The sequence below is a fragment of the Thalassotalea sp. Sam97 genome (assembly GCF_041379765.1).
GTDB classification, from domain to species: domain Bacteria; phylum Pseudomonadota; class Gammaproteobacteria; order Enterobacterales; family Alteromonadaceae; genus Thalassotalea_A; species Thalassotalea_A maritima.
In genome coordinates, this window is the sequence record NZ_CP166919.1 from 964,306 (window position 1) to 983,873 (window position 19,568).

General features: G+C 42.9%; 18 protein-coding genes. 15 read left to right on the forward strand and 3 right to left on the reverse strand.

Annotation, left to right across the window (positions count from 1 at the left end):
- Nucleotides 1–285 precede the first annotated feature (285 nt).
- From acs to ACAX20_RS04270, 7 genes are all read left to right on the forward strand, one after another.
- Entirely contained in the window at nucleotides 286–2,226 is a 1,941-nt protein-coding gene (gene acs, locus ACAX20_RS04240) for an acetate--CoA ligase (protein ID WP_371188833.1), read from the forward strand.
- Nucleotides 2,227–2,399: 173 nt separating this feature from the next.
- Complete coding sequence (locus ACAX20_RS04245; RefSeq protein ID WP_371188834.1) at nucleotides 2,400–3,725, forward strand: IS4 family transposase; 1,326 nt, start codon at nucleotides 2,400–2,402, stop codon at nucleotides 3,723–3,725.
- A gap of 80 nt (nucleotides 3,726–3,805) precedes the next feature.
- Complete coding sequence (gene yqfB / locus ACAX20_RS04250; RefSeq protein ID WP_371188835.1) at nucleotides 3,806–4,126, forward strand: N(4)-acetylcytidine aminohydrolase; 321 nt, start codon at nucleotides 3,806–3,808, stop codon at nucleotides 4,124–4,126.
- A gap of 319 nt (nucleotides 4,127–4,445) precedes the next feature.
- A complete protein-coding gene (locus tag ACAX20_RS04255; protein WP_371188836.1) occupies nucleotides 4,446–5,522 on the forward strand; it encodes a 3-deoxy-7-phosphoheptulonate synthase in 1,077 nt (358 codons plus the stop codon).
- Nucleotides 5,523–5,551: 29 nt separating this feature from the next.
- Nucleotides 5,552–6,676 carry a bifunctional chorismate mutase/prephenate dehydrogenase gene (gene tyrA / locus ACAX20_RS04260; protein ID WP_371188837.1) on the forward strand — a complete coding sequence of 375 codons (1,125 nt, stop codon included), beginning with the start codon at nucleotides 5,552–5,554 and terminating at the stop codon, nucleotides 6,674–6,676.
- 58 nt (nucleotides 6,677–6,734) lie between these two features.
- Nucleotides 6,735–7,274 carry a thioredoxin gene (locus ACAX20_RS04265; protein WP_371188838.1) on the forward strand — a complete coding sequence of 180 codons (540 nt, stop codon included), beginning with the start codon at nucleotides 6,735–6,737 and terminating at the stop codon, nucleotides 7,272–7,274.
- A gap of 112 nt (nucleotides 7,275–7,386) precedes the next feature.
- The gene (locus tag ACAX20_RS04270; protein WP_371188839.1) at nucleotides 7,387–7,950 is read left to right on the forward strand and encodes a nucleotidyltransferase family protein; all 564 of its coding nucleotides are present in this window, start codon (nucleotides 7,387–7,389) and stop codon (nucleotides 7,948–7,950) included.
- 41 nt (nucleotides 7,951–7,991) lie between these two features.
- Here the strand turns inward: ACAX20_RS04270 and ACAX20_RS04275 are convergent, their stop codons facing one another.
- Entirely contained in the window at nucleotides 7,992–8,423 is a 432-nt protein-coding gene (locus ACAX20_RS04275) for a hypothetical protein (RefSeq protein ID WP_371188840.1), read from the reverse strand.
- A complete protein-coding gene (locus ACAX20_RS04280; RefSeq protein WP_371188842.1) occupies nucleotides 8,420–9,178 on the reverse strand; it encodes a hypothetical protein in 759 nt (252 codons plus the stop codon). Before ACAX20_RS04280 ends, ACAX20_RS04275 begins: the two co-directional genes overlap by 4 nt.
- A 252-nt stretch (nucleotides 9,179–9,430) precedes the next feature.
- On the opposite strand from ACAX20_RS04280, the gene ACAX20_RS04285 reads away from it, so the two are divergent.
- Both ACAX20_RS04285 and ACAX20_RS04290 read left to right on the forward strand, forming a co-directional pair.
- Nucleotides 9,431–10,489, forward strand: coding sequence for an efflux RND transporter periplasmic adaptor subunit (locus tag ACAX20_RS04285; RefSeq protein WP_371188844.1), 1,059 nt, complete (start codon nucleotides 9,431–9,433; stop codon nucleotides 10,487–10,489).
- A 5-nt stretch (nucleotides 10,490–10,494) separates the two neighbouring features.
- A complete protein-coding gene (locus ACAX20_RS04290; RefSeq protein WP_371188846.1) occupies nucleotides 10,495–13,587 on the forward strand; it encodes an efflux RND transporter permease subunit in 3,093 nt (1,030 codons plus the stop codon).
- Between the two features lie 88 nt (nucleotides 13,588–13,675).
- On the opposite strand, the gene ACAX20_RS04295 is transcribed toward ACAX20_RS04290, so the two are convergent.
- Complete coding sequence (locus tag ACAX20_RS04295) at nucleotides 13,676–14,854, reverse strand: chorismate mutase (RefSeq protein ID WP_371188848.1); 1,179 nt, start codon at nucleotides 14,852–14,854, stop codon at nucleotides 13,676–13,678.
- 272 nt (nucleotides 14,855–15,126) lie between these two features.
- Here ACAX20_RS04295 and ACAX20_RS04300 point away from each other — a divergent pair, with 272 nt between their 5' ends.
- The 6 genes from ACAX20_RS04300 (at nucleotide 15,127) to ACAX20_RS04325 (ending at nucleotide 19,514) form a co-directional block, all read left to right on the forward strand.
- Entirely contained in the window at nucleotides 15,127–15,675 is a 549-nt protein-coding gene (locus tag ACAX20_RS04300; protein ID WP_371188849.1) for a DUF2058 domain-containing protein, read from the forward strand.
- Nucleotides 15,676–15,780: 105 nt separating this feature from the next.
- Entirely contained in the window at nucleotides 15,781–16,146 is a 366-nt protein-coding gene (locus ACAX20_RS04305; protein ID WP_371188850.1) for a glutaredoxin family protein, read from the forward strand.
- Between the two features lie 200 nt (nucleotides 16,147–16,346).
- Nucleotides 16,347–17,336: a protein-methionine-sulfoxide reductase catalytic subunit MsrP gene (gene msrP / locus ACAX20_RS04310; RefSeq protein ID WP_371188852.1), complete on the forward strand. Its 990-nt coding sequence runs from the start codon at nucleotides 16,347–16,349 to the stop codon at nucleotides 17,334–17,336.
- Between the two features lie 50 nt (nucleotides 17,337–17,386).
- Complete coding sequence (gene msrQ / locus ACAX20_RS04315) at nucleotides 17,387–17,974, forward strand: protein-methionine-sulfoxide reductase heme-binding subunit MsrQ (RefSeq protein WP_371188853.1); 588 nt, start codon at nucleotides 17,387–17,389, stop codon at nucleotides 17,972–17,974.
- Between the two features lie 99 nt (nucleotides 17,975–18,073).
- A complete protein-coding gene (locus ACAX20_RS04320) occupies nucleotides 18,074–18,925 on the forward strand; it encodes a pseudouridine synthase family protein (RefSeq protein ID WP_371188855.1) in 852 nt (283 codons plus the stop codon).
- A 133-nt stretch (nucleotides 18,926–19,058) separates the two neighbouring features.
- Complete coding sequence (locus ACAX20_RS04325; RefSeq protein ID WP_371188856.1) at nucleotides 19,059–19,514, forward strand: DMT family transporter; 456 nt, start codon at nucleotides 19,059–19,061, stop codon at nucleotides 19,512–19,514.
- The last annotated feature ends 54 nt before the right edge of the window (nucleotides 19,515–19,568 follow it).

Below are 19,568 nucleotides of genomic sequence, written 5' to 3' on the forward strand. Positions count from 1 at the left end.
TACTTACTCACTGAAAAAGGCTGCCTTCGGGTGGCCTTTTTTGTTGCCTGTAGATTTTACTTAGCTTTGACTTAAATGATAACGCTGTCATTTTGTGTTTTATTAGCTATATATGTCATGGCTATGCGCTATAGTACGGTTTTTTATTGGTAAGGTGTTTTGGTTGTTAATACTTGCAAACCTTGGCAAAGTTAGCGATAAATAAGCAGTAGCAGTTAAAAGTTTAATTAAAATAACGACATAGAAAGACTTAATAACAACAAGTAAATTCGTTCAGGCAATATTATGACCCCACTAGAAAAATTTTATCCGGTAAAAGAGCAGGCTGCTCGTCGCAGTCATTTAACCCCCGAAACCTATCAAGCTATGTATCAGCAATCCATAGATGATCCTGACACCTTTTGGGGCGAGCAAGCTGAAAAACATATTGATTGGTTTAAACCGTTTGAAAAAGTCAGTCATGTCGACTTCCATAGCGCCAATATTAAATGGTTTGAAGGTGGGACTCTGAATGTCAGTTACAACTGTATTGATCGCCATCTAGCGACACGTGGTGAGCAAACGGCGATCATTTTTGAAGGAGATGAACCGGGAGATACACGCCACATCAGCTATAACGAGCTTCATCAAGAGGTGTGTAAGTTTGCTAACGTGTTAAAAGCGCGAGGTGTGAAAAAGGGCGATAGGGTGTGTATTTACATGCCGATGATCCCCGAAACGGGTTACGCCATGCTCGCTTGTGCGCGCATTGGTGCGGTGCATTCAGTGGTGTTTGGTGGCTTTTCCAGTGAGTCGATTAAATCACGTATCCTTGACGCTGATTGCCAAGTAGTGATCACCGCCGATCAAGGTATTCGAGGTGGTAAAGAGATCCCGCTAAAAGAAAGTGTCGATGCCGCTGTTGCGGAATGCCCAAATGTTCATACGGTACTAGTGTTTAATCACCGTAACGCCGATGTTGCGTGGAATGATGAGATTGATGTGTGTTATCAAGACATCGTAAAAACAGTTGACGCTGACTGTCCGCCAGAGCCTATGGATGCCGAAGACCCTCTGTTTATTCTTTATACGTCCGGTTCAACGGGCACGCCTAAAGGTGTGCAACATACCTGTGGTGGTTATATTTTATATGCGGCGATGACCTTTAAATACGTCTTTGATTATCAAGATGGTGATATTTATTGGTGTACTGCCGATGCAGGGTGGATCACTGGGCATAGCTATGTATTTTATGGGCCATTAGCAAACGGCGCGACAACACTGGTGTTTGAAGGAGTGCCAAACTACCCAGATGAATCACGTTGCTGGGATGTGGTTGAGCGCCATAGGGTAAATATATTTTATACCGCGCCTACAGCAATACGCGCTTTAATGGGCGCAGGCGATGACTATGTCAACTGTAAAGACTTATCTTCGCTGCGTTTGTTGGGAACCGTTGGTGAGCCTATTAACCCAGAAGCATGGTGGTGGTATTACAATATTGTAGGCAAAGAGCGTTGTCCAATCGTAGATACGTGGTGGCAAACAGAAACGGGTGGGGTGTTGATTACTTCTATGCCTGGCAGCACACCAACCAAACCAGGGGCAGCCGGCTTACCGTTTTTTGGCGTAAAGCCTCAAATCATCAATAAAGATGGTGAAATTCTTGAAGGTGAAGCGCGTGGTGCTTTGGTGATGTCAGGCAGCTGGCCTGGGCAAATGCGTACCGTATTTGGTGATCATGATCGTTTCTACCAAACTTACTTTAGTCAGTATCATGGCTATTACTTTACTGGTGATGGCGCGCAACGGGATAAAGATGGTTATTATTGGATTTTAGGCCGTTTAGATGATGTACTTAATGTGTCCGGGCATCGTTTAGGCACCGCTGAAATTGAAAGTGCATTAGTTTTGCATCCATTGGTATCGGAAGCGGCTGTCGTTGGTTACCCTCATGAAATAAAGGGCCAAGGGGTATACGCTTACGTGACGCTTATGAAAGGTGCCGAGCAAACAGCAGAGTTAACCGAGCAACTAACGGATTTGGTTTCGCAAGAGCTGGGCAGTTTTTCAAAACCTGAGCTGATTCAATACACGCCGGGTTTACCGAAAACGCGTTCTGGTAAAATTATGCGTCGAATTTTACGTAAGATTGCAGAGAACGAGCTAAGCAGTTTGGGCGATACGACAACCTTGGCCGATCCAAGTGTGGTTGAAAGCCTAATTGAACATCGATTAGTGCGCTAACCTAGCTGTTCTTCGCTAGTCGGTTAACGTTAAATTTATCACAGACGAAGCTGACAATGTGATAAAAGGGAGTCTAGCTATAATGCCGATCAGTTAGGCATTATTAAAAGGATCAGTTGAACGATCCGCACAGTATGTAAAAATCCGATAAACATCGTTTATCGGATTTTTTTATGCACGTATCTCAGGCTCTAGACATCATCAACAACTTCAAGCCCAATCAAGTTGAAACATTGGCAGACATGCTGCCGTTAAAACTCATCGAAGAGGCCTATCAGCTTTCGGATACTGTGACGCTGAGAAAGCGAAAGTTAACTTTAGAATCTATGGCATGGTTACTTGTCGGTATGGCTATTTATAACGACAAGTCTATGGCAGATGTAGTAAACATGCTTGATATTGTTGATAGAGAAGGTAAGCCTTTTGTTGCTCCAAGCGCGCTCACTCAACGTCGAAAGGATTTAGGAGAGGCGGCTGCCAAAGCTTTGTTTGAATGTACGGGACGTCATTGGTATGAACATGCAAAATTACCGACGTGGAATGGGCTAACGTTGTTAGGCGTAGACGGGGTAGTTTGGCGGACAGAAGATACGCCACAGAATAATGAATCCTTCCTTAAGCCAACTAACCGTGATGGTCTTGAAACCCAGTATCCACAAGTACGTATGGTCTGCCAAATGGAATTAAGCAGTCATTTAATTACCGGCAGCGCATTTGATTGTTATAGCGTGAATGAAATGGTACTGGCCCAGCAATTAATTGAAACGACACCAGATAATAGTCTGACCCTATTTGACCGTGGTTTTTACTCGCTTGGCTTGCTGCACAAATGGCAAACAACGGGGACTGAACGCCATTGGCTTATACCGTTAAAAAAGAATACTCAATATGAAGTTATACGTAAGTTAGGTCGTCAGGATAAGCTTATCAAACTGACAAGCAATCCCCGAGCGAGAAAACTATTTCCTGAGTTACCAAAAGAGCTTATTGTCCGACTGATATCCAGAACGGTAAAGGGAAAGCAATATGATGTGCTTACATCCATGGTTGACCCTATGCGCTATCCTAGTGCGGACATAGCCGATTTATATAGTCATCGATGGGAAATTGAACTTGGCTACAGGGAGCAGAAGCAATATATGTTTGGCAACAGATTGACATTGAGAAGTCGTCTACCCGAACTCGTCAAACAGGAGCTCTGGGGCGTACTGTTAACCTATAACCTCATTCGGTATCAAATGGTCCAGATGTGCTACAGTCTCAAAGGCGACTATTTACCGTATCAGCTCAGCTTTAATGGCGCGCTTGCTCATATTATGAGATTGCTAGTCGGTCTTCCTTACTCATCGCCAGGCGCAGTTCCACAGCACCTTAAAAGCTTCTATAGTATGGCTGGAAGCCTCATATTAGAACCGAGAAGACAAAGAACATTCCCAAGGAGTGTAAAAAAACGACCTAGTCGTTATCCTAGAAAAAACAATGCCGCTCACCTTAAGTGAACGGCATTAGAGTCTAGCTACTCCCTTTTTGTTTGGTTTTGTCATTGTTGATGATAACGAACCTTTATATGGAGAGCGTAATGTACCGAACAGAAATGACGTTTTTCGAACGTTTTGAAGCCGATATTCTATCCGGCCAAAAGACCATTACCATACGAGATGAATCGGAAAACAATTACCAAGCCAATTCGATAGTGCAAGTATCGACATATGAAGACAATCGCTGGTTTTGCGCTTTAAAGATTGACTCGGTAACCCCTATTCAATTCTCCGAGCTAAATGATTTCCATGCAACGCAAGAAAACATGACATTAGCTCAGCTAAAGTCGGTGATTCGCGATATTTATCCCGATACTGAAGAGCTTTACGTGATCGCCTACAGTTTAGTAAATGAAAGTTGATTGATTTTTAGCTTTGTAAAACAAACTGATACATTTGTGTAATTAATACTTGCCAAATATGCCAAAACCTTGGTAAAACTATTTTCATAGGGTTCGGGTTAGCTTTGTAAGTACCCGATTTGTTATTTGTAGCCATTTGGCTCATTATTAATTATCTAAGCGATAACCAGATATATGATCGTCCAATCTTCTGCTTTTCGATATTATCGCTATACCTACCTGTATTACTAGTCTGAGCTAGTAACCTTTGCCGCACCCGGCAATTTATTTACCCTAATAAATACTGTTTTATATCTAACGCGACAACCTGGAAACCATTATGCAACGCATCAAATTAAGTGATATTCACGTTAATTCCGAAGAAGTTTTGATCAGCCCAAATGAGCTTAAGGCTAAGCTACCACTAACGGATGCAGATCGTCAGTTTATTCTCAATGCTAGGCAAACCATTAGCAATATCGTCCACAAGCGCGACCCACGCTTACTCGTGATCAGTGGTCCATGCTCGGTACATGATGTTGAGGCGGCCAAAGAGTATGGTCGCAAATTAAAATCATTACACGATAAGTATCAAGACAGTATGTATATTGTTATGCGCGTATACTTTGAAAAACCGCGCACCACGGTGGGTTGGAAAGGGCTGATTAACGATCCACATATGGATGGCAGTTTTGACGTAGCAACTGGCTTAGAAACAGCACGTGAATTATTGTTGTATTTAACCGAGTTGGGTTTGCCTCTGGCAACCGAAGCGTTAGATCCTATTTCACCTCAATATTTAGCTGAGTTATTTAGTTGGTCAGCAATTGGTGCACGTACGACCGAGTCACAAACGCATCGAGAAATGGCGAGCGGCTTATCGATGCCTATAGGCTTTAAAAATGGTACCAACGGATCTCTTGATGTCGCCATTAATGCCATGCAATCGGCCGCCTCATCACACCGCTTTATGGGCATAAACCGAGATGGTCAAGTGGCGTTAATTAAAACGTCAGGCAACCCCGATGGCCATGTGATTCTGCGTGGTGGTAAGCAACCGAATTATGACTCGGTGAATGTCGCTATTTGTGAGCAACAGTTAACAAAGGCTGGGTTAGCCAATGCCTTGATTGTCGATTGCTCGCATGCCAATTCGAGTAAAGATCATAACCGTCAACCTTTGGTTGCAGATAATGTGGTGAATCAAATCTGTGAAGGCAACCAATCGATCATCGGTTTGATGTTAGAGAGTCATTTACATGATGGTAAGCAAAGTGCCGATCTTGATAAGTCGCAATTAACCTATGGCGTCTCGGTCACTGATGCTTGTATCGGTTGGCAAACTACCGAGCAATTGATGGCGAGCATGTACAATAAACTGAAACCGGTCTTAATGTCTCGACACCAATCGTTATAAGAACGTTAGAGAAATAAGAAGCATAGCCGATGAAAGATTTCCAGCAAAAACTCGACGCTTGTCGCAAGGATATTGATGACATTGATAGTCAATTACTGGCTCTACTAGCAAAACGTCGGCAAGTGACGCAAAAAGTAGGCGAACTTAAAAGCCAAGTTGGTATGCCTATTTTTGCGCCGGAGCGTGAGCGTCAATTGTTAGATAAACTTAAGGCGCAAGGCCACCAGCTAGGTGTTAACGAGCAGCTAATTGATGATATTTATCGTCGGATTATGAATGATTCATATCAATCCCAAGACGAGCAAGGATACCAGTGTGTTCAGCCTAGTATCAACAAGGTGGTAGTGGTTGGTGGCCAGGGGCAATTAGGTGCTGTGTTTGTTGATTTATTTGAGCGCACGGGTTATCGGGTAGAAGTTTTAGACAAAAACGATTGGCAGCATGCTAGAGCAATATTAGCTGGAGCACAGTTAGTGATTGTTGCAGTGCCGATAAATCAAACCGATAAAATTATTGCTCAGTTAAATTCTCTGGGCGATGACTGTATTTTGGCAGACATTACCAGTATTAAACAGCAACCATTAGCAGCAATGTTAACGGCTCACCAAGGTCCTGTTGTTGGTTTGCACCCAATGTTTGGCCCCGATGTCACCGGATTTATCAAGCAAACGATTATTGTTTGTCATGGTCGCTTAGCGAGCCAATATCAGTGGTTACTGCAACAGTTTCAAGTTTGGGGCGCCAATTTATATGAAGTCAGCCCAAGCGATCATGATCAAGCTATGGCGATGGTTCAGGTTATGCGTCACTTCTCTACGGCTTGTTATGGTTACCATTTAATGCAAGAGCAGGTTGACTTGCAACCGTTATTGGCCATGAGCTCGCCTATTTATCGTTTAGAGCTTGCTATGGTCGGGCGTTTATTTGCCCAAGATCCACAGTTATACGCAGATATTATTTTTGCGAATAAAGATAATGTTGCCATGATGAAACGCTTTGCCGATCGGTTTCTCGCGATGTTGGCAGATGTTGAGCAAGGTGATAAGCTGGCCTTCATCGACAAATTTAATCAAGTGGCTGAATGGTTTGGAGATGATGCTCAACTGTTTTTACAAGAGTCGAGTAAAATGCTAGCAAAAACTAAAGACAAATAGCCATTGCCATAATCTCTGATAGAGATTAACAGACAAGGTACTCAAACAAGGATAGACTATGATGTTTCGCGCCATTTTCTCTAAAAAAATTAATAAAGGCTATCAACAAGCGGTTGTGCTGATGCTATTCACGTGCAGTTTGCTCGGTATGTCAGTAACCCGTGCTGATGAAGGCATGACAGACCACATCGGTGCATTAGAGCAAGGCCAATTACTCGAGGATTTTCCTAAATTTGCCGATAACTACACAGAATATCAACCAAGCTCGAGTGAGCTCGCCGCAGTAGAGAAGCTGAACCGTGCCATTGCCGCAGGTACCAAGTTGAGCATGGATGTGTACTTGGGCACTTGGTGTCATGATAGTCAGCGTGAAGTACCAAAATTATTGAAACTTTATGCAAATAGCAATGTGGTGATTAATATGGTTGGTCTGGACCGACAAAAGACTGACCCACAAAACCTCGCTAAACAGGCAGGGGTTGAATTCACGCCAACGATCATTGTTAAGGTGAATGAGCATGTGCTAGGGCGCATTATTGAACGCCCGCAACAAAGCTTAGCTGAAGATATTTGGGCGATTTACCAAGCTAGCTTGTAACCTTGAGAATGTCTGTGCCGGTGAGTTTGTGACTGGCAGTCTCATCGCTATCTAACAACGGTTGTACTTACAGCCGTTTTTTAGTTTATGAGCCACTGATATAAGTTTAATCATGCAGGATCAACAACCATTTATCGATAAAATCATTGCCCTTGTGCGAGCCGATGAAACGCGGCTACGGGCTTTGCAGTGCGTACGGGAATTAAATTTGCTCGATGCTTATATTGGCGCCGGTTTTGTACGTAATTTAGTTTGGGATCACCTACACGATAAGGCGACACCAACACCGTTAAATGATGTTGATGTGGTTTATTTTGATAGCGCAGAAACTGATAAGCAACAAGCCCTTGTTTATCAGCAACAACTTAACCGGCAAATGCCAGAGCTAAACTGGCAGGTGAAAAATCAAGCGTTAATGCATGTTCGTAACCACCATGCGCCTTATAAAAACACCTTAGATGCGTTATCGTATTGGATCGAAAAAGAAACGGCGGTTGCCATTCGCAAGCTGAGCGATGATAAATTTCAATGTATTGCGGCTTATGGCTTTGACTCGTTATTTGCTTTGCAGCTGACTTACAATGACAAGCGACCTAGACACTTTTTTGAAAAACGTATAGCGACTAAAAACTGGCTACAAATTTGGCCCAAGCTTAATGTTGTTGACAAGTCTTAATGTTTTTACGAGGAATAGTACGAGCTTAGCGCCGATCCGCTTTAGTTTAAGCGATTGAGGGTGTCGAGTACATGTTGCCGAGTTTTTTCGATAGCATTATTAACGCTCTTGTTACTGTCTTCAGCGAGGGTAAGCTGTTGCCAATTTTCGCTCCATACTTTGTGCAGAGTATTGGCTGCTTGCTCGACGTCATGATTGACGGTATGGGATAAGTCTTGAATGTATAGCACGTTGCGCCAGCCTTTAATGTTATCGAACTGGCCATCGCTGTAGTAGGCGTGATCAACTTGCAGTTGCAGATCGGCCAGTGCCATTAATATTTGGAAAGATGAGGTGCGGACATTACGATTATGTTCGCTCATCTCATTACGCCAAGTATTGTACGATAGCGAGGTGATAGCGATAATCATTGATATAATGGCTATCGCATTACTTTTAATCTGATATTTTAATGTTGGCTTTTTATCGCTCAAAGGATTTCCATCAGTTTACTTTTCAACTTGTTCAACAGCTGCTTTTTGGTCTCATTAAACTTTTCTTTTAATTGTAAACCATATTGTTTATCGGTCTCTGTAATAATGGCTTGAAGTAGCTCTTTAGCGATAACCGCGCCTAATTGACTGCTTGGAATTCCTTGCTCACCACCAATGTTTCCTAACGTGACCGATGGGATTTCAATGTTATGGGTTTTCCCACTCACTTGGGTAAAATCTAAAGTCAGTACCAGGCCCGAAAGTTCAAGGTTATTAATAACAATACGCGTTTCAGGCTTATCGCTTTTGCGCTTTGATTCCGGCTCGGTTGATTTGGGCTCGCCATGTTCATCAAACTGACTGTTGATGGTTGCCAGCAACTGTTCAATGTTATTGTTTCCTTTTGAATCAAGCTCAACAAACACTTGCGGGTTTATTAATTTAACGGCATCAAGCACAACCGGTTGTTTACCTAAAGTGGTTGAATCGATATCAAGCGAAATTTCGCTCACATACATGGCATTAACGTTTTGATATTGCTGAGGGTTGCTGATTGCAAGTCCGTAAATACCACCAAAACCTTCGTTTACATGAATCTTTACGTCGGTAACCGTTACCGGGGTTTGTGTTAGCTTACTGCCCTGGATTTCGATTTGGCTACGAACAAAGCCGTTCCAATCTGCCGAGGCTAAATACCATAAAGCGGCGCCAAAAATTAACAGTAAGCTGGCAGCGACAATCGCAAGTTTATTCATAAAAGTTCCGTATGCTGAGATAAGTGGTTATTTACAAACATCGATTATAAACGTTATCAAGGTCGAGTTAAATAATCGATGGCAGTGATCTTTAACAAACTAACACGCGTTTGTAACGAGCGTTAGCAAATATATGGAGATGATTTTTAACCTAAAAAATCGGTTGTTCAGCGAATAAGAATCGTTTGTTGTTACAAATTGCGATATAGTGCCGGCACTTTTTATCATTGTTATTGTTGGATACCCTTGATCATGGAAAATAACAAAACCTCTCATTGGCCGATTTTCATCCTCGCCGCTATTTTATTAGCGCTTCTTATCTATATTAATCTGCCTGAAGAACAGCAATCACGCTCTCGCGGTGCACGAGTGGTTAGTGTTGTCACAAGCCCTGCAGTTATTGCTGATTTTAGTGATGAATTTGAAGCCTTAGGTACAGCTAAGGCAAATGAACAGGTAATGATCACTGCGCAATACTCCGATATTGTTGAGTCTGTCCATTTTGAAGATGGTGAGTCGGTGACCAAAGGCCAAGTACTTGTTGAACTTGCCAAAGACGAAGAGCAAGCAAAGATTGCTGAATTACAAGCCAACCTTGATATTGCCACTGCGCAATTAAAGCGTTTTCGTGAATTGTTAAAGTCCAATGTGGCCTCGGTTGCTCAAGTAGATGAGCAAAAAGCCAAAGTCACAGCGCTACAAGCGCAACTGCAAAGCGCTAAAGCGGTATTGAGTAATTTAACCATTCGCGCGCCGTTTGACGGCCAGTTAGGTTTTCGCCAGGTTAGTAACGGTGCATTAGTTAGCAACGGCGATGAAATCACCTCATTGGATGATATCTCTGTTATAAAAGTCGATTTCACTATACCTGAGCGCTTTATCAATACCATCGCCATCGGCCAAATTATCAACGCCAGCAATATTGCGTTCAAAGGACAAGCTTTTAGCGGTAAAGTGACCAGTATTTCGCCACGCGTCGATGCGACAACGCGCACGGTTAAGGTTCGTGCTGAACTTGCCAATACCGAAAGAAAACTGCGTCCGGGTATGCTGATGAGCATCATCTTACAACGAGATATTGAGCGAGTATTGCAAATTCCAGAAAGTGGCATCATTCCATTTGAGGACAAGCACTTTGTATTTATCAACCAAGATGGTGTGGCAAAGCGTATCAATGTTGAAATTGGCCGCCGCAAGCCAGGCACGGTTGAAATCACCGCGGGTCTAGTTGAAGGTCAGCAAGTGGTAACTGAAGGGGCATTGAAGTTACGTGAAGGTGCCCAAGTTAGCACCGCAGACGCGAAGGAGTAAATCGGATGATTTTATCGGATTTATCGGTAAAGCGTCCTGTCTTTGCCACCGTATTAAACTTATTAATTGTCACATTTGGTATTGTTGCTTTTTTAACATTGCCGTTGCGGGAATACCCTGATACTGACAAGCCGATTGTCACCGTTTCAACCAGTTACCCTGGTGCATCTGCGGCGATAGTCGAAACCAAAATCACGCAAATCCTTGAAGACAAAATTAATGGTATCGAAGGCGTTAAAAGTATCACTTCACGTTCTCGTGATGGACGCTCGAGTATTACCATTGAGTTTGAAATTGATCGTGACATCGATGGTGCCGCCAACGATGTACGAGATAAAATATCCTCTTCGGTAAGGCGCTTACCTGAGCAAGCGGATCCGCCAGAGGTTCAAAAAGCCAATGATGACGGTGACGTCATCGCTTGGTTTACCTTGCAAAGTGACGTGTTTAATACACTTGAGTTAACGGATTACGCCAATCGTTATATAACCGACCGATTTGCCACGGTTAATGGTGTTGCTGAAGTTCGGGTTGGCGGTGGCCGCACCTATGCCATGAAAATTTTGCTAAACCGACAAGCGATGGCAGCGCGCAACATTACCGTTAGCGATATCGAGTCTACGCTTCGCAAAGAAAACGTCGAGTTACCCGCCGGTGAAATTGAGTCTGTTGAACGCGACTTCAGTGTTCGTGTCGCCCGTAGCTATATAACGGAGCAGGACTTTGCTAATATGGTTGTTGCGCGCGGCGACAATAACTCTCTGGTGCGTCTAGCAGATGTGGCCAGTGTGCAAGTTATGGCTGAAGATGAAGACACCATGTTTAAAGGTAATGGCCGTAACATGGTGGGACTAGGCATCATTAAACAGTCTACAGCCAATACCATTTCTGTCGTCGAAGCAGCTCGCAAAGAAATGGAGCTTATAAAGAATAACTTACCGCAAGGCACGACCATTGTACCGAGTTACGACTCGTCTATTTTTATTAAAGAATCTATTGATGAAGTATATCAAACCTTAGGTATAGCCATGCTTATGGTGGTTTTGGTCATTTTCGTCTTCCTTGGTAATATTCGTGCTACTTTGATCCCAGCGGTAACTGTGCCAGTTGCATTAGTTGGTTCTATGCTGGCATTAAGTGCGTTTGGTTTTTCTATTAACTTATTGACGCTACTTGCCTTAGTTTTAGCCATTGGTCTAGTTGTCGATGACGCTATCGTTGTACTTGAAAACATTTACCGTCGAATCGAAAATGGTGAGGCGCCATTGATGGCGGCTTATAACGGCGGACGTGAAGTTGCCTTTGCTGTTATTGCGACCACCCTTGTGTTGGTAGCGGTATTTGTGCCATTAGTATTTATGTCGGGTGACATCGGGCGCTTATTTACAGAATTTGCCTTGGCTATCGCTGCCGCGGTTGTTTTTTCGAGTTTAACCGCATTGTCACTAACACCTATGATGTGCTCTAAGTTGCTCAAACATCGCCAACGTAGCTCGTCATTTGGACAACTACTTGATCGTGGCTTTGCTAAGTTTGAGCAACGTTATGAAAATGTGCTGCGTTCGGCAATTCAGCAACCGATTATGCTAACGGTTGTTATGATGCTAGCTTTTGCGTTGCTGTATAGCCTATTTAACCAACTGCCGAATGAATACGCGCCTAAAGAAGATCGCGGCGGTGCATTTTTGATTATGAGTGGTGCCGAGGGCGCCAGTTATGAAAGTAATGTCAGCAACATGCAGCAGATTGAGAAAAAGCTGTTGCATCACCATCAACAGGGGACCTTAGAACGGGTTATTGTTCGTGTTCCTGGCTTTGGTGGTACCGGCGGTATTGCCATTATTGGTATGCCACCATGGCAAGAACGTGAAATCTCAACAACAGAGTTTATTTCTAAGTTTAACCGTGAGCTTGCAGAAGTTACCGATGTACGCGCCTTTATTATGAGCCGCGGTGGTTTAGGTGGGCGCAGTGGCGGCGGCCGTCCGATTGGCTTTGTATTACAAGGTAATAGTTATGACGAGTTAGCTCGCTGGCGCGATATCATTTTAGCTAAAGCTGCTGAAAACCCAGGTATTATTGGCCTAGAAAGTGACTACAAAGAAACGTCTCCACAGGTTTTAGTTAATATTGACCGCGCGCGTGCGTCAGATTTAGGTGTATCGGTAGGCGATATTGGCGCAACCCTAGAAACCATGCTGGGTAGCCGCCGCGTGACCACCTATATTGAACGTGGTGAAGAATACGATGTAGTGCTAGAAGGTGACGAAAGCGATTTTCGTAGTCCAAGTGCGATTGATAATATTTACGTGCGCTCGCAAGCAACCGGCGAACTGATCCCTTTGTCTAACTTAGTTAGCTTCAGTGAAAACGCTCGTGCCAAACAACTTAATCGATACAATCGTTTGCGCTCAATTACCCTGTCAGGCAACTTGGCTGAGGGCTACACCTTAGGGGAAGCACTTGAGTTTTTAAATGACGTGGTTAAACAAGAATTACCGGTTGAAGCATCAGTTGATTACACAGGTCAGTCATTGAAGCTTAAAGAGGGCGGTAGCTCTATGGTGTTTATCTTTGGCTTAGCCATTCTTATTACCTTTTTGGTCTTGGCTGCTCAATTTGAAAGCTTTATTCACCCATTGGTGATCATGCTAACCGTACCATTGGCATTAGTCGGTGGTTTGCTTGGTTTACACCTTATGGGGATGAGTTTAAATATTTACAGCCAAATCGGCATTGTTATGTTGATTGGTCTTGCTGCGAAAAACGGTATCTTAATCGTTGAATTTGCGAATCAATTACGAGACCGTCAAGTTGAGTTTGGCGAGGCAGTTATTCAAGCATCAAAGCGTCGTTTGCGTCCTATTGTCATGACAACGTTTACCACGGTGATGAGTGCAATTCCACTCGTGATTGCCATTGGTCCAGGTGCTGAAAGTCGTATGGTATTGGGAGTGGTTATTTTCGCTGGGGTAAGTATTGCTACCATATTTACTTTGTTTATTGTGCCAGGCGCTTATTATTGGTTATGTCGTAATACTCAGTCACCAGAGACGATTAGCCAGCAGTTAGAGCAACAAATTGAGCACAGTAAATAGGTATCAGCTATAACTTAGGCTCCAAAATGCAAAAAGCGCGGATAAGATTTATCTTACCGCGCTTTTTTACGTTATAAGCTAGCTAACATTAGTCGATGATGGTAGCTGGAACTTGGGTCGGTTTAATTTGCTCACTTGCGTAACAACCCAGCACCTTAATAAAGCGGGTTAATTGCGTCAGCTTAGACAACGTTTCTTGCATTTCAGGGGTCTTTAAATTGGCTTCTACATCGATGTAAAACATCTCTTCCCATGGACGCCCTTGGATTGGTCTCGATTCTAATTTCGTCATATTAATGCCGTAGTCTTTTAATACGATAAGACAGTCAACCAATGCACCAGGATTTTGCCCTGTTGCCATAATGAACGTGGTTTTTGCCGGGATTTGCTCGGCTACATCAACAGGTTTGCGAGCGACCAATATAAAGCGACTGTGATTTTCTTGCTGATTCGCAATGGATTTAATCAGTGGCATTAAACCGTAAAGTTTGCCACCTTCTTGTGCGCCAATAACAGCGACATGCTTACTTTGACTTTCGGCAGCTTTTTGCATGGCTTGTGCGCTTGAGTCGCAATATTCAATGCGAATACCTTCTTGCTTATGCAAAAAGTTGCTGCACTGCACCGCCGGTTGAGCGTGTGCATAAATCAATTCGATATCTTCCAGTTTGCTGTTTACTGGGGTCAGTAAGCAGTGGTCGATAGGTTGAGAAAGCTCACCAACGATATTGAGGTTAGTGTGTTGCAACAAATCGTATACTTCATTGATAGAGCCAGAGCTGGTGTTTTCGATAGGTAGCATGCCGTAATCAACGTTACCTGACTCAACTTGATGCAGAATATCGGCAAAGCTGTCACAGCCGTATTCAATAATTTCTTCCGCGCGGCGAGAGAAATAGCGATGTGAGGCTAAATAGCTATATGAGCCTTTATCACCTAAAAAGGCAACACTAACTGTCGGGGTTTTTATGTTAGGGTTTTTCAGCTGTTGTAAAAACGCTTGTTGATTGAGCACCGAGTCTTCAATAATGGTTTGAAAAATGCTGGTTACATAATGAGCGTCCAAACCTTGCGCTTTGCCAAGTTGAATAAGGCGTATCAGTAGCTCTTGTTCACGTTGCTGATCTCTAACCGGACGAACCTGATGGGCCTTGCTTTTAGCAACATTTAATGTAAGCGAGCGACGTTTAGCAAATAAGCTGAGCAACTCTTGATCTAATTCGGTGATTTGCTCTCTGATCAAATTTAAATCTAATGTGTCCGTCATGTTGATTACCTTGTTGCATTTATTCGCTGCTCGATAAAAATGAAAAAACCTCCGCTATAGGAGGTTTGCAGCGTATTGTTAGATGTATTGATAGAACAGTGTATCCCGGCGCGTCGACATAAACATACAGACACAATAAAGGCATTAGGATTCATCTGCTTATGCAATTACTCTATTGACGATGGTGAAAACTGTCAACGAAAAACTTTTAATCTGTTATTATGTCGCCGTATTTAACATTTGTTCGGTAACTATTATTCGGTAAGCAAGTTATGTCGTCATTACAGGATCAATTATTAAAAGCGGGTCTAACCACCAAGCAAAAGACCCGTCAAGCCAATAGCGATAGACGCAAAAAGAAAAAACAGCAACGCAGCGGAGTGCAAGTTGAAGCAACATTGCAAGAGCAAGTAAAGCTAGACTTAGCTCAAGCGAAAGCAGAAAAAGCGGCAAAAGATAAAGCTTTGAACGAGCAGCGTAAGCAGCAGCTGGCTGACAAAGAGCAACATCACCGTTTATTGCAAATTCTTGAACATCATCACATTAAAGAAACGGATGGTGAAATTGAATATAACTACACGGATAACGGTAAAGTTAAAAAGTTATTTGTTAACCCAAAAACACAGCAAGCTTTAATAAATGGCCGTTTGGCGATATGTGCGTTAGACGATATCAGCTACTTAGTCACAGCGGAAACAGCAGAGAAACTGGCGACAATTGATAGTCGCGTAATCTTACTTGCTAACGACAAGGTTGATGATGACGTTGATGAAGACGATCCATATGCTGCGTACCAGATCCCAGACGATTTAATGTGGTAACGGTTGGCTGGTAACGCTTTTTATCATTAAGGTTGTATTAGCTGACAACAAGCATGCGTCAGTGCGACCTTTATTTTATTTATATTTTTCAAGCTAGGAGTAAACATGGCTGTAGTACGATTTATCCTCGGACGCCTGATTTTATTGTTTAACTTTATTTTTTCACCTAAGTCAGTAAAACGCGATGCGCAAAAGCAACAATTGCTCGATAAGCAAACCGCATCGTTTAGCTTATATCAGTTAAATGCCTGTCCGTTTTGTGTCAAAGTTCGTCGCGCTATTAAGCGACAAGGCCTGAATATTGAATTACGCGATATTAAAACAGGTTCACATTTGGATGACTTAGTCGCAAACGGCGGCAAACGCACGGTACCATGTTTGCGCATAGAGCACCAAGACGGGCGCACAGAGTGGATGTATGAGTCAAAAGATATTGTGCAATACTTAGATAAGGTTGCTGCCAGCGTATAATATGTTCAGATTATTTCTTCTCCTTATAAGGGAGAAATAAATGTGGCAAAGAGACATTCAAAGCCGATAGTTGTTATCCAACTATCGGCTTTTTTATTTGGCATTAAAAAGTAGCAAAACCAGGTATGTATCAATCTATGATGAAATAATATGCGTATAAAAACTATCTAATGATTAACGGATACGTTTTGAGGTGATATGTGTTGATAAAAGCTAAAGGCTTTAACGAGGCCGAAAGTTCGATTACAGATGAGTCGGTTTATATCGAACGTCGGCACCTGCTCAAAGGTATGGGGTTTATTGGTGCCGGCACCTTGTTGTCTTCTGTGGCACCGATGCAAGCATTGGCGAGAAGTAATGACAATCGCCGGCCATTAGCATTTAATAGCTCCAATAAGCAAACAATCAACGAGCCTTTAACCCCTGAAGCGAAAGTGATAAGCCATAACAACTTTTATGAGTTTGGCGCGCAGAAACACCAACCCGCAGAGTTAGCTACAAACTTTCGTACCAATCCATGGCAAGTTAAAGTGCATGGTGAAGTGAATAAGCCGCGCACCCTTGATTATGATGATCTGTTCAAGCGTTTTGATATTGAAGAGCGGGTTTATCGCCTGCGTTGCGTTGAAGCATGGTCAATGGTGATCCCTTGGCTTGGTTTTAGTCTTGCAAGTTTGCTGCGCTCGGTTGAACCGACTAGTCGGGCTAAGTATGTCAAATTCACCACCTTATACGATCCGAAACAAATGCCCGGACAAGCAAACCGCTTTTTAGGCGGCGGCATTGATTACCCTTATCAAGAAGGCCTGCGTATAGACGAAGCCATGAATGATCTGACGATAATGTCGGTAGGGCTCTATGGTAAAACATTGCCACCACAAAACGGTGCTCCGATACGTCTGGTGGTCCCCTGGAAGTACGGTTTTAAGAGCATTAAATCTATTGTCGATATCGAGCTAACAGAGCAGCAGCCTAAAACGACATGGAATATGCTGGCACCACATGAATACGGCTTTTATGCTAATGTGAATCCTGATGTTGATCATCCCCGTTGGTCACAAAAAAGTGAGCGACGCATTACAACCGGCGGGTTATTTGCACGTAATCGTATCGATACCACCTTGTTCAATGGGTACGGCAAGTTTGTTGCGGATATGTATAGCAATATTGATTTACGGAAAAATTACTAGGGGCTATGACCTAAAGGTAGCTTGATGAATATAAGTGATTGATTATTAATATGAAGGCAAACGTTGTAATACTGAAAATCATCATTCATTTGGCATGCCTTTGTCCGCTTGGTTATTATTACTTTCTTGCCATTACCGATCAGTTTGGCGCAGATCCCGTAGAGGCAATTATTCACTTCACTGGAATAAGTTCATTAAACCTATTGCTGTTGACGTTATCGGTTTCGCCACTGGCTAAACTGTTGCAACAGGGGCGATTAATACGCACTCGGCGACTGCTGGGTTTGTATGCTGCATTATTTGCCTTGCTCCATGTGATGAATTTCTTTTTGTTTGAATTGCAACTCGATCTTAGCCTGTTTGTCGGAGAAGTTATTGAACGACCCTATATCACGGTTGGTATGCTGGCTTTTATTTTTATCAACATGTTAGCTGTGACATCTTGGTCTAAAATCCGCCGGGCAATGGGCAAACGCTGGCAGACACTGCATAACCTTAATTATCTATTAACGTTATTGGTTGGAATACATTTTTATTGGTCGGTAAAGTCGGAAACTATTGAGCCGAGCATTTATTTAGCAATAATTTTCTTGTTGTTGCTGTGGCGTAAAAATAAATTTCAGCGCTGGCTCAGTTAGTTTGTAACCAATGCCATCGACATCGACATTGTTGATATAGGTGGCATTGGTTACAATAATCTTCTTCGTCAATAACGGTAACACCGATACGTAATTAATATGACACCACTTTTGAGTCCCTCTCGCCAACATATTCAGGTAACCGTTGACGATGAGCAGGTAAACGCCGTTCAATACTTAGCCTCAGCAAGTCGATTGTCGATAGCAACCATTAAGCAGGCGATGCAAAAAGGTTGTGTTTGGCATAAGCGAGGGCGCACGCTAATGCGTTTGCGTCGTGCGAAAAAAGCATTGAAAATTGGCGATAGCATAGAGCTTTACTACGACGAAAAGATACTGAGTCAACAAGTCGAAGACGCTGTACTTATTGCCGATGAAGGCGACTTTAGTGTTTGGTATAAGCCGTTTGCGATGCAATGCAATGGTTCTAAATGGGGCGATCACACCACCATTAACCGTTTTGTTGAGACGCATTTGACCCCACAACGTCCGGTGTTTTTGGTCCATAGGCTTGATAGAGCGACGACGGGGTTAATTGTCCTGGCGCACACTAAGGCGATGGCTCGTACATTAACGCAATTGTTTGCGCAGCGAGGCATAGATAAGCGCTATCAAGCGTTGGTAAGCGGTGATATGCGGGAAAAATTGCCGTGTAAAAGTGAGCTACCTATTGATGACAAATCGGCACTTACTCTGTTCGAACTTGCTCATTTTAACCATGAGCAACAGCGCACATTACTTAATGTTCAGCTAGGAACCGGCCGCAAACATCAAATTCGCAAACATTTAGCCGCAATGGGTTTTCCAATCATTGGCGATAGATTATATGGTGATGTCAGTAGCTATCAAGCAGATGAAAATTTGCAGTTATGCTCTGTGTTATTGGCATTTGACTTGGATAAGAAATCTTATCGTTTTCAGTTACCACAAGCGTTTTGTTTATCGGTTTAGCTCGCCGTTAACATTTTGAGTTACTCTATTTAATGTCATAGCACTTTGAGAAACACCAATAAAGTGTTTAACTAGTTGTATAAGGGAGTGGTTAGATCACTTTGCAGAGGCTATCTAAAAGTAGGGTATTTCGTTGCTTAATCTTAGTTTAAATTTAGCGGTTGTTTTTGCTGTTGTTGTTGGCTGTTCATTAGCATCACAAGCGGGGGTTAACTCACAGCTGCGTACAGCTTTACATTCTCCCATACAAGCCGCGTTCATCTCATTTTTAATCGGCACTATCGTGCTTGGCATTATTGCGCTATGGCGAAATGAACCATGGTTTAGTGGGCAATCAATGGCAGCTATTCCTTGGTGGGCATGGCTTGGTGGTTTTTTAGGGGCGTTTAATATTGCTATGTCTATCTATTTAGCGCCAAAGCTTGGCGCTTTGGTGTTAGCGGTTGCTATTGTTTGTGGTCAGGTATTAGCATCACTGTTTTATGATCATCATGGCTTACTTGGTTATCCCAAAATTGACTTGTCAGTAACCAGAGTTATTGGTGCGGTATGTATTGTCGTTGGTGTTGTATTAGTGTCAAAAAAATAACACTAAAGGCAATGCTAACGACATTGCCTTTAGTTCAGATGTCACAATCTTTGC

Excerpts from the sequence above, each read along its gene's own strand:
- ACAX20_RS04255 (WP_371188836.1), top strand. The coding sequence starts at position 4,446 with ATGCAACGCATCAAATTAAGTGATATTCACGTTAATTCCGAAGAAGTT.
- ACAX20_RS04295 (WP_371188848.1), bottom strand. The coding sequence starts at position 14,854 with ATGACGGACACATTAGATTTAAATTTGATCAGAGAGCAAATCACCGAA.
- ACAX20_RS04290 (WP_371188846.1), top strand. The coding sequence starts at position 10,495 with ATGATTTTATCGGATTTATCGGTAAAGCGTCCTGTCTTTGCCACCGTA.
- msrQ (WP_371188853.1), top strand. The coding sequence starts at position 17,387 with ATGAAGGCAAACGTTGTAATACTGAAAATCATCATTCATTTGGCATGC.
- ACAX20_RS04270 (WP_371188839.1), top strand. The coding sequence starts at position 7,387 with ATGCAGGATCAACAACCATTTATCGATAAAATCATTGCCCTTGTGCGA.
- ACAX20_RS04305 (WP_371188850.1), top strand. The coding sequence starts at position 15,781 with ATGGCTGTAGTACGATTTATCCTCGGACGCCTGATTTTATTGTTTAAC.
- tyrA (WP_371188837.1), top strand. The coding sequence starts at position 5,552 with ATGAAAGATTTCCAGCAAAAACTCGACGCTTGTCGCAAGGATATTGAT.
- ACAX20_RS04300 (WP_371188849.1), top strand. The coding sequence starts at position 15,127 with ATGTCGTCATTACAGGATCAATTATTAAAAGCGGGTCTAACCACCAAG.
- ACAX20_RS04265 (WP_371188838.1), top strand. The coding sequence starts at position 6,735 with ATGATGTTTCGCGCCATTTTCTCTAAAAAAATTAATAAAGGCTATCAA.
- ACAX20_RS04245 (WP_371188834.1), top strand. The coding sequence starts at position 2,400 with ATGCACGTATCTCAGGCTCTAGACATCATCAACAACTTCAAGCCCAAT.
- yqfB (WP_371188835.1), top strand. The coding sequence starts at position 3,806 with ATGTACCGAACAGAAATGACGTTTTTCGAACGTTTTGAAGCCGATATT.
- ACAX20_RS04280 (WP_371188842.1), bottom strand. The coding sequence starts at position 9,178 with ATGAATAAACTTGCGATTGTCGCTGCCAGCTTACTGTTAATTTTTGGC.
- acs (WP_371188833.1), top strand. The coding sequence starts at position 286 with ATGACCCCACTAGAAAAATTTTATCCGGTAAAAGAGCAGGCTGCTCGT.
- ACAX20_RS04320 (WP_371188855.1), top strand. The coding sequence starts at position 18,074 with ATGACACCACTTTTGAGTCCCTCTCGCCAACATATTCAGGTAACCGTT.
- ACAX20_RS04285 (WP_371188844.1), top strand. The coding sequence starts at position 9,431 with ATGGAAAATAACAAAACCTCTCATTGGCCGATTTTCATCCTCGCCGCT.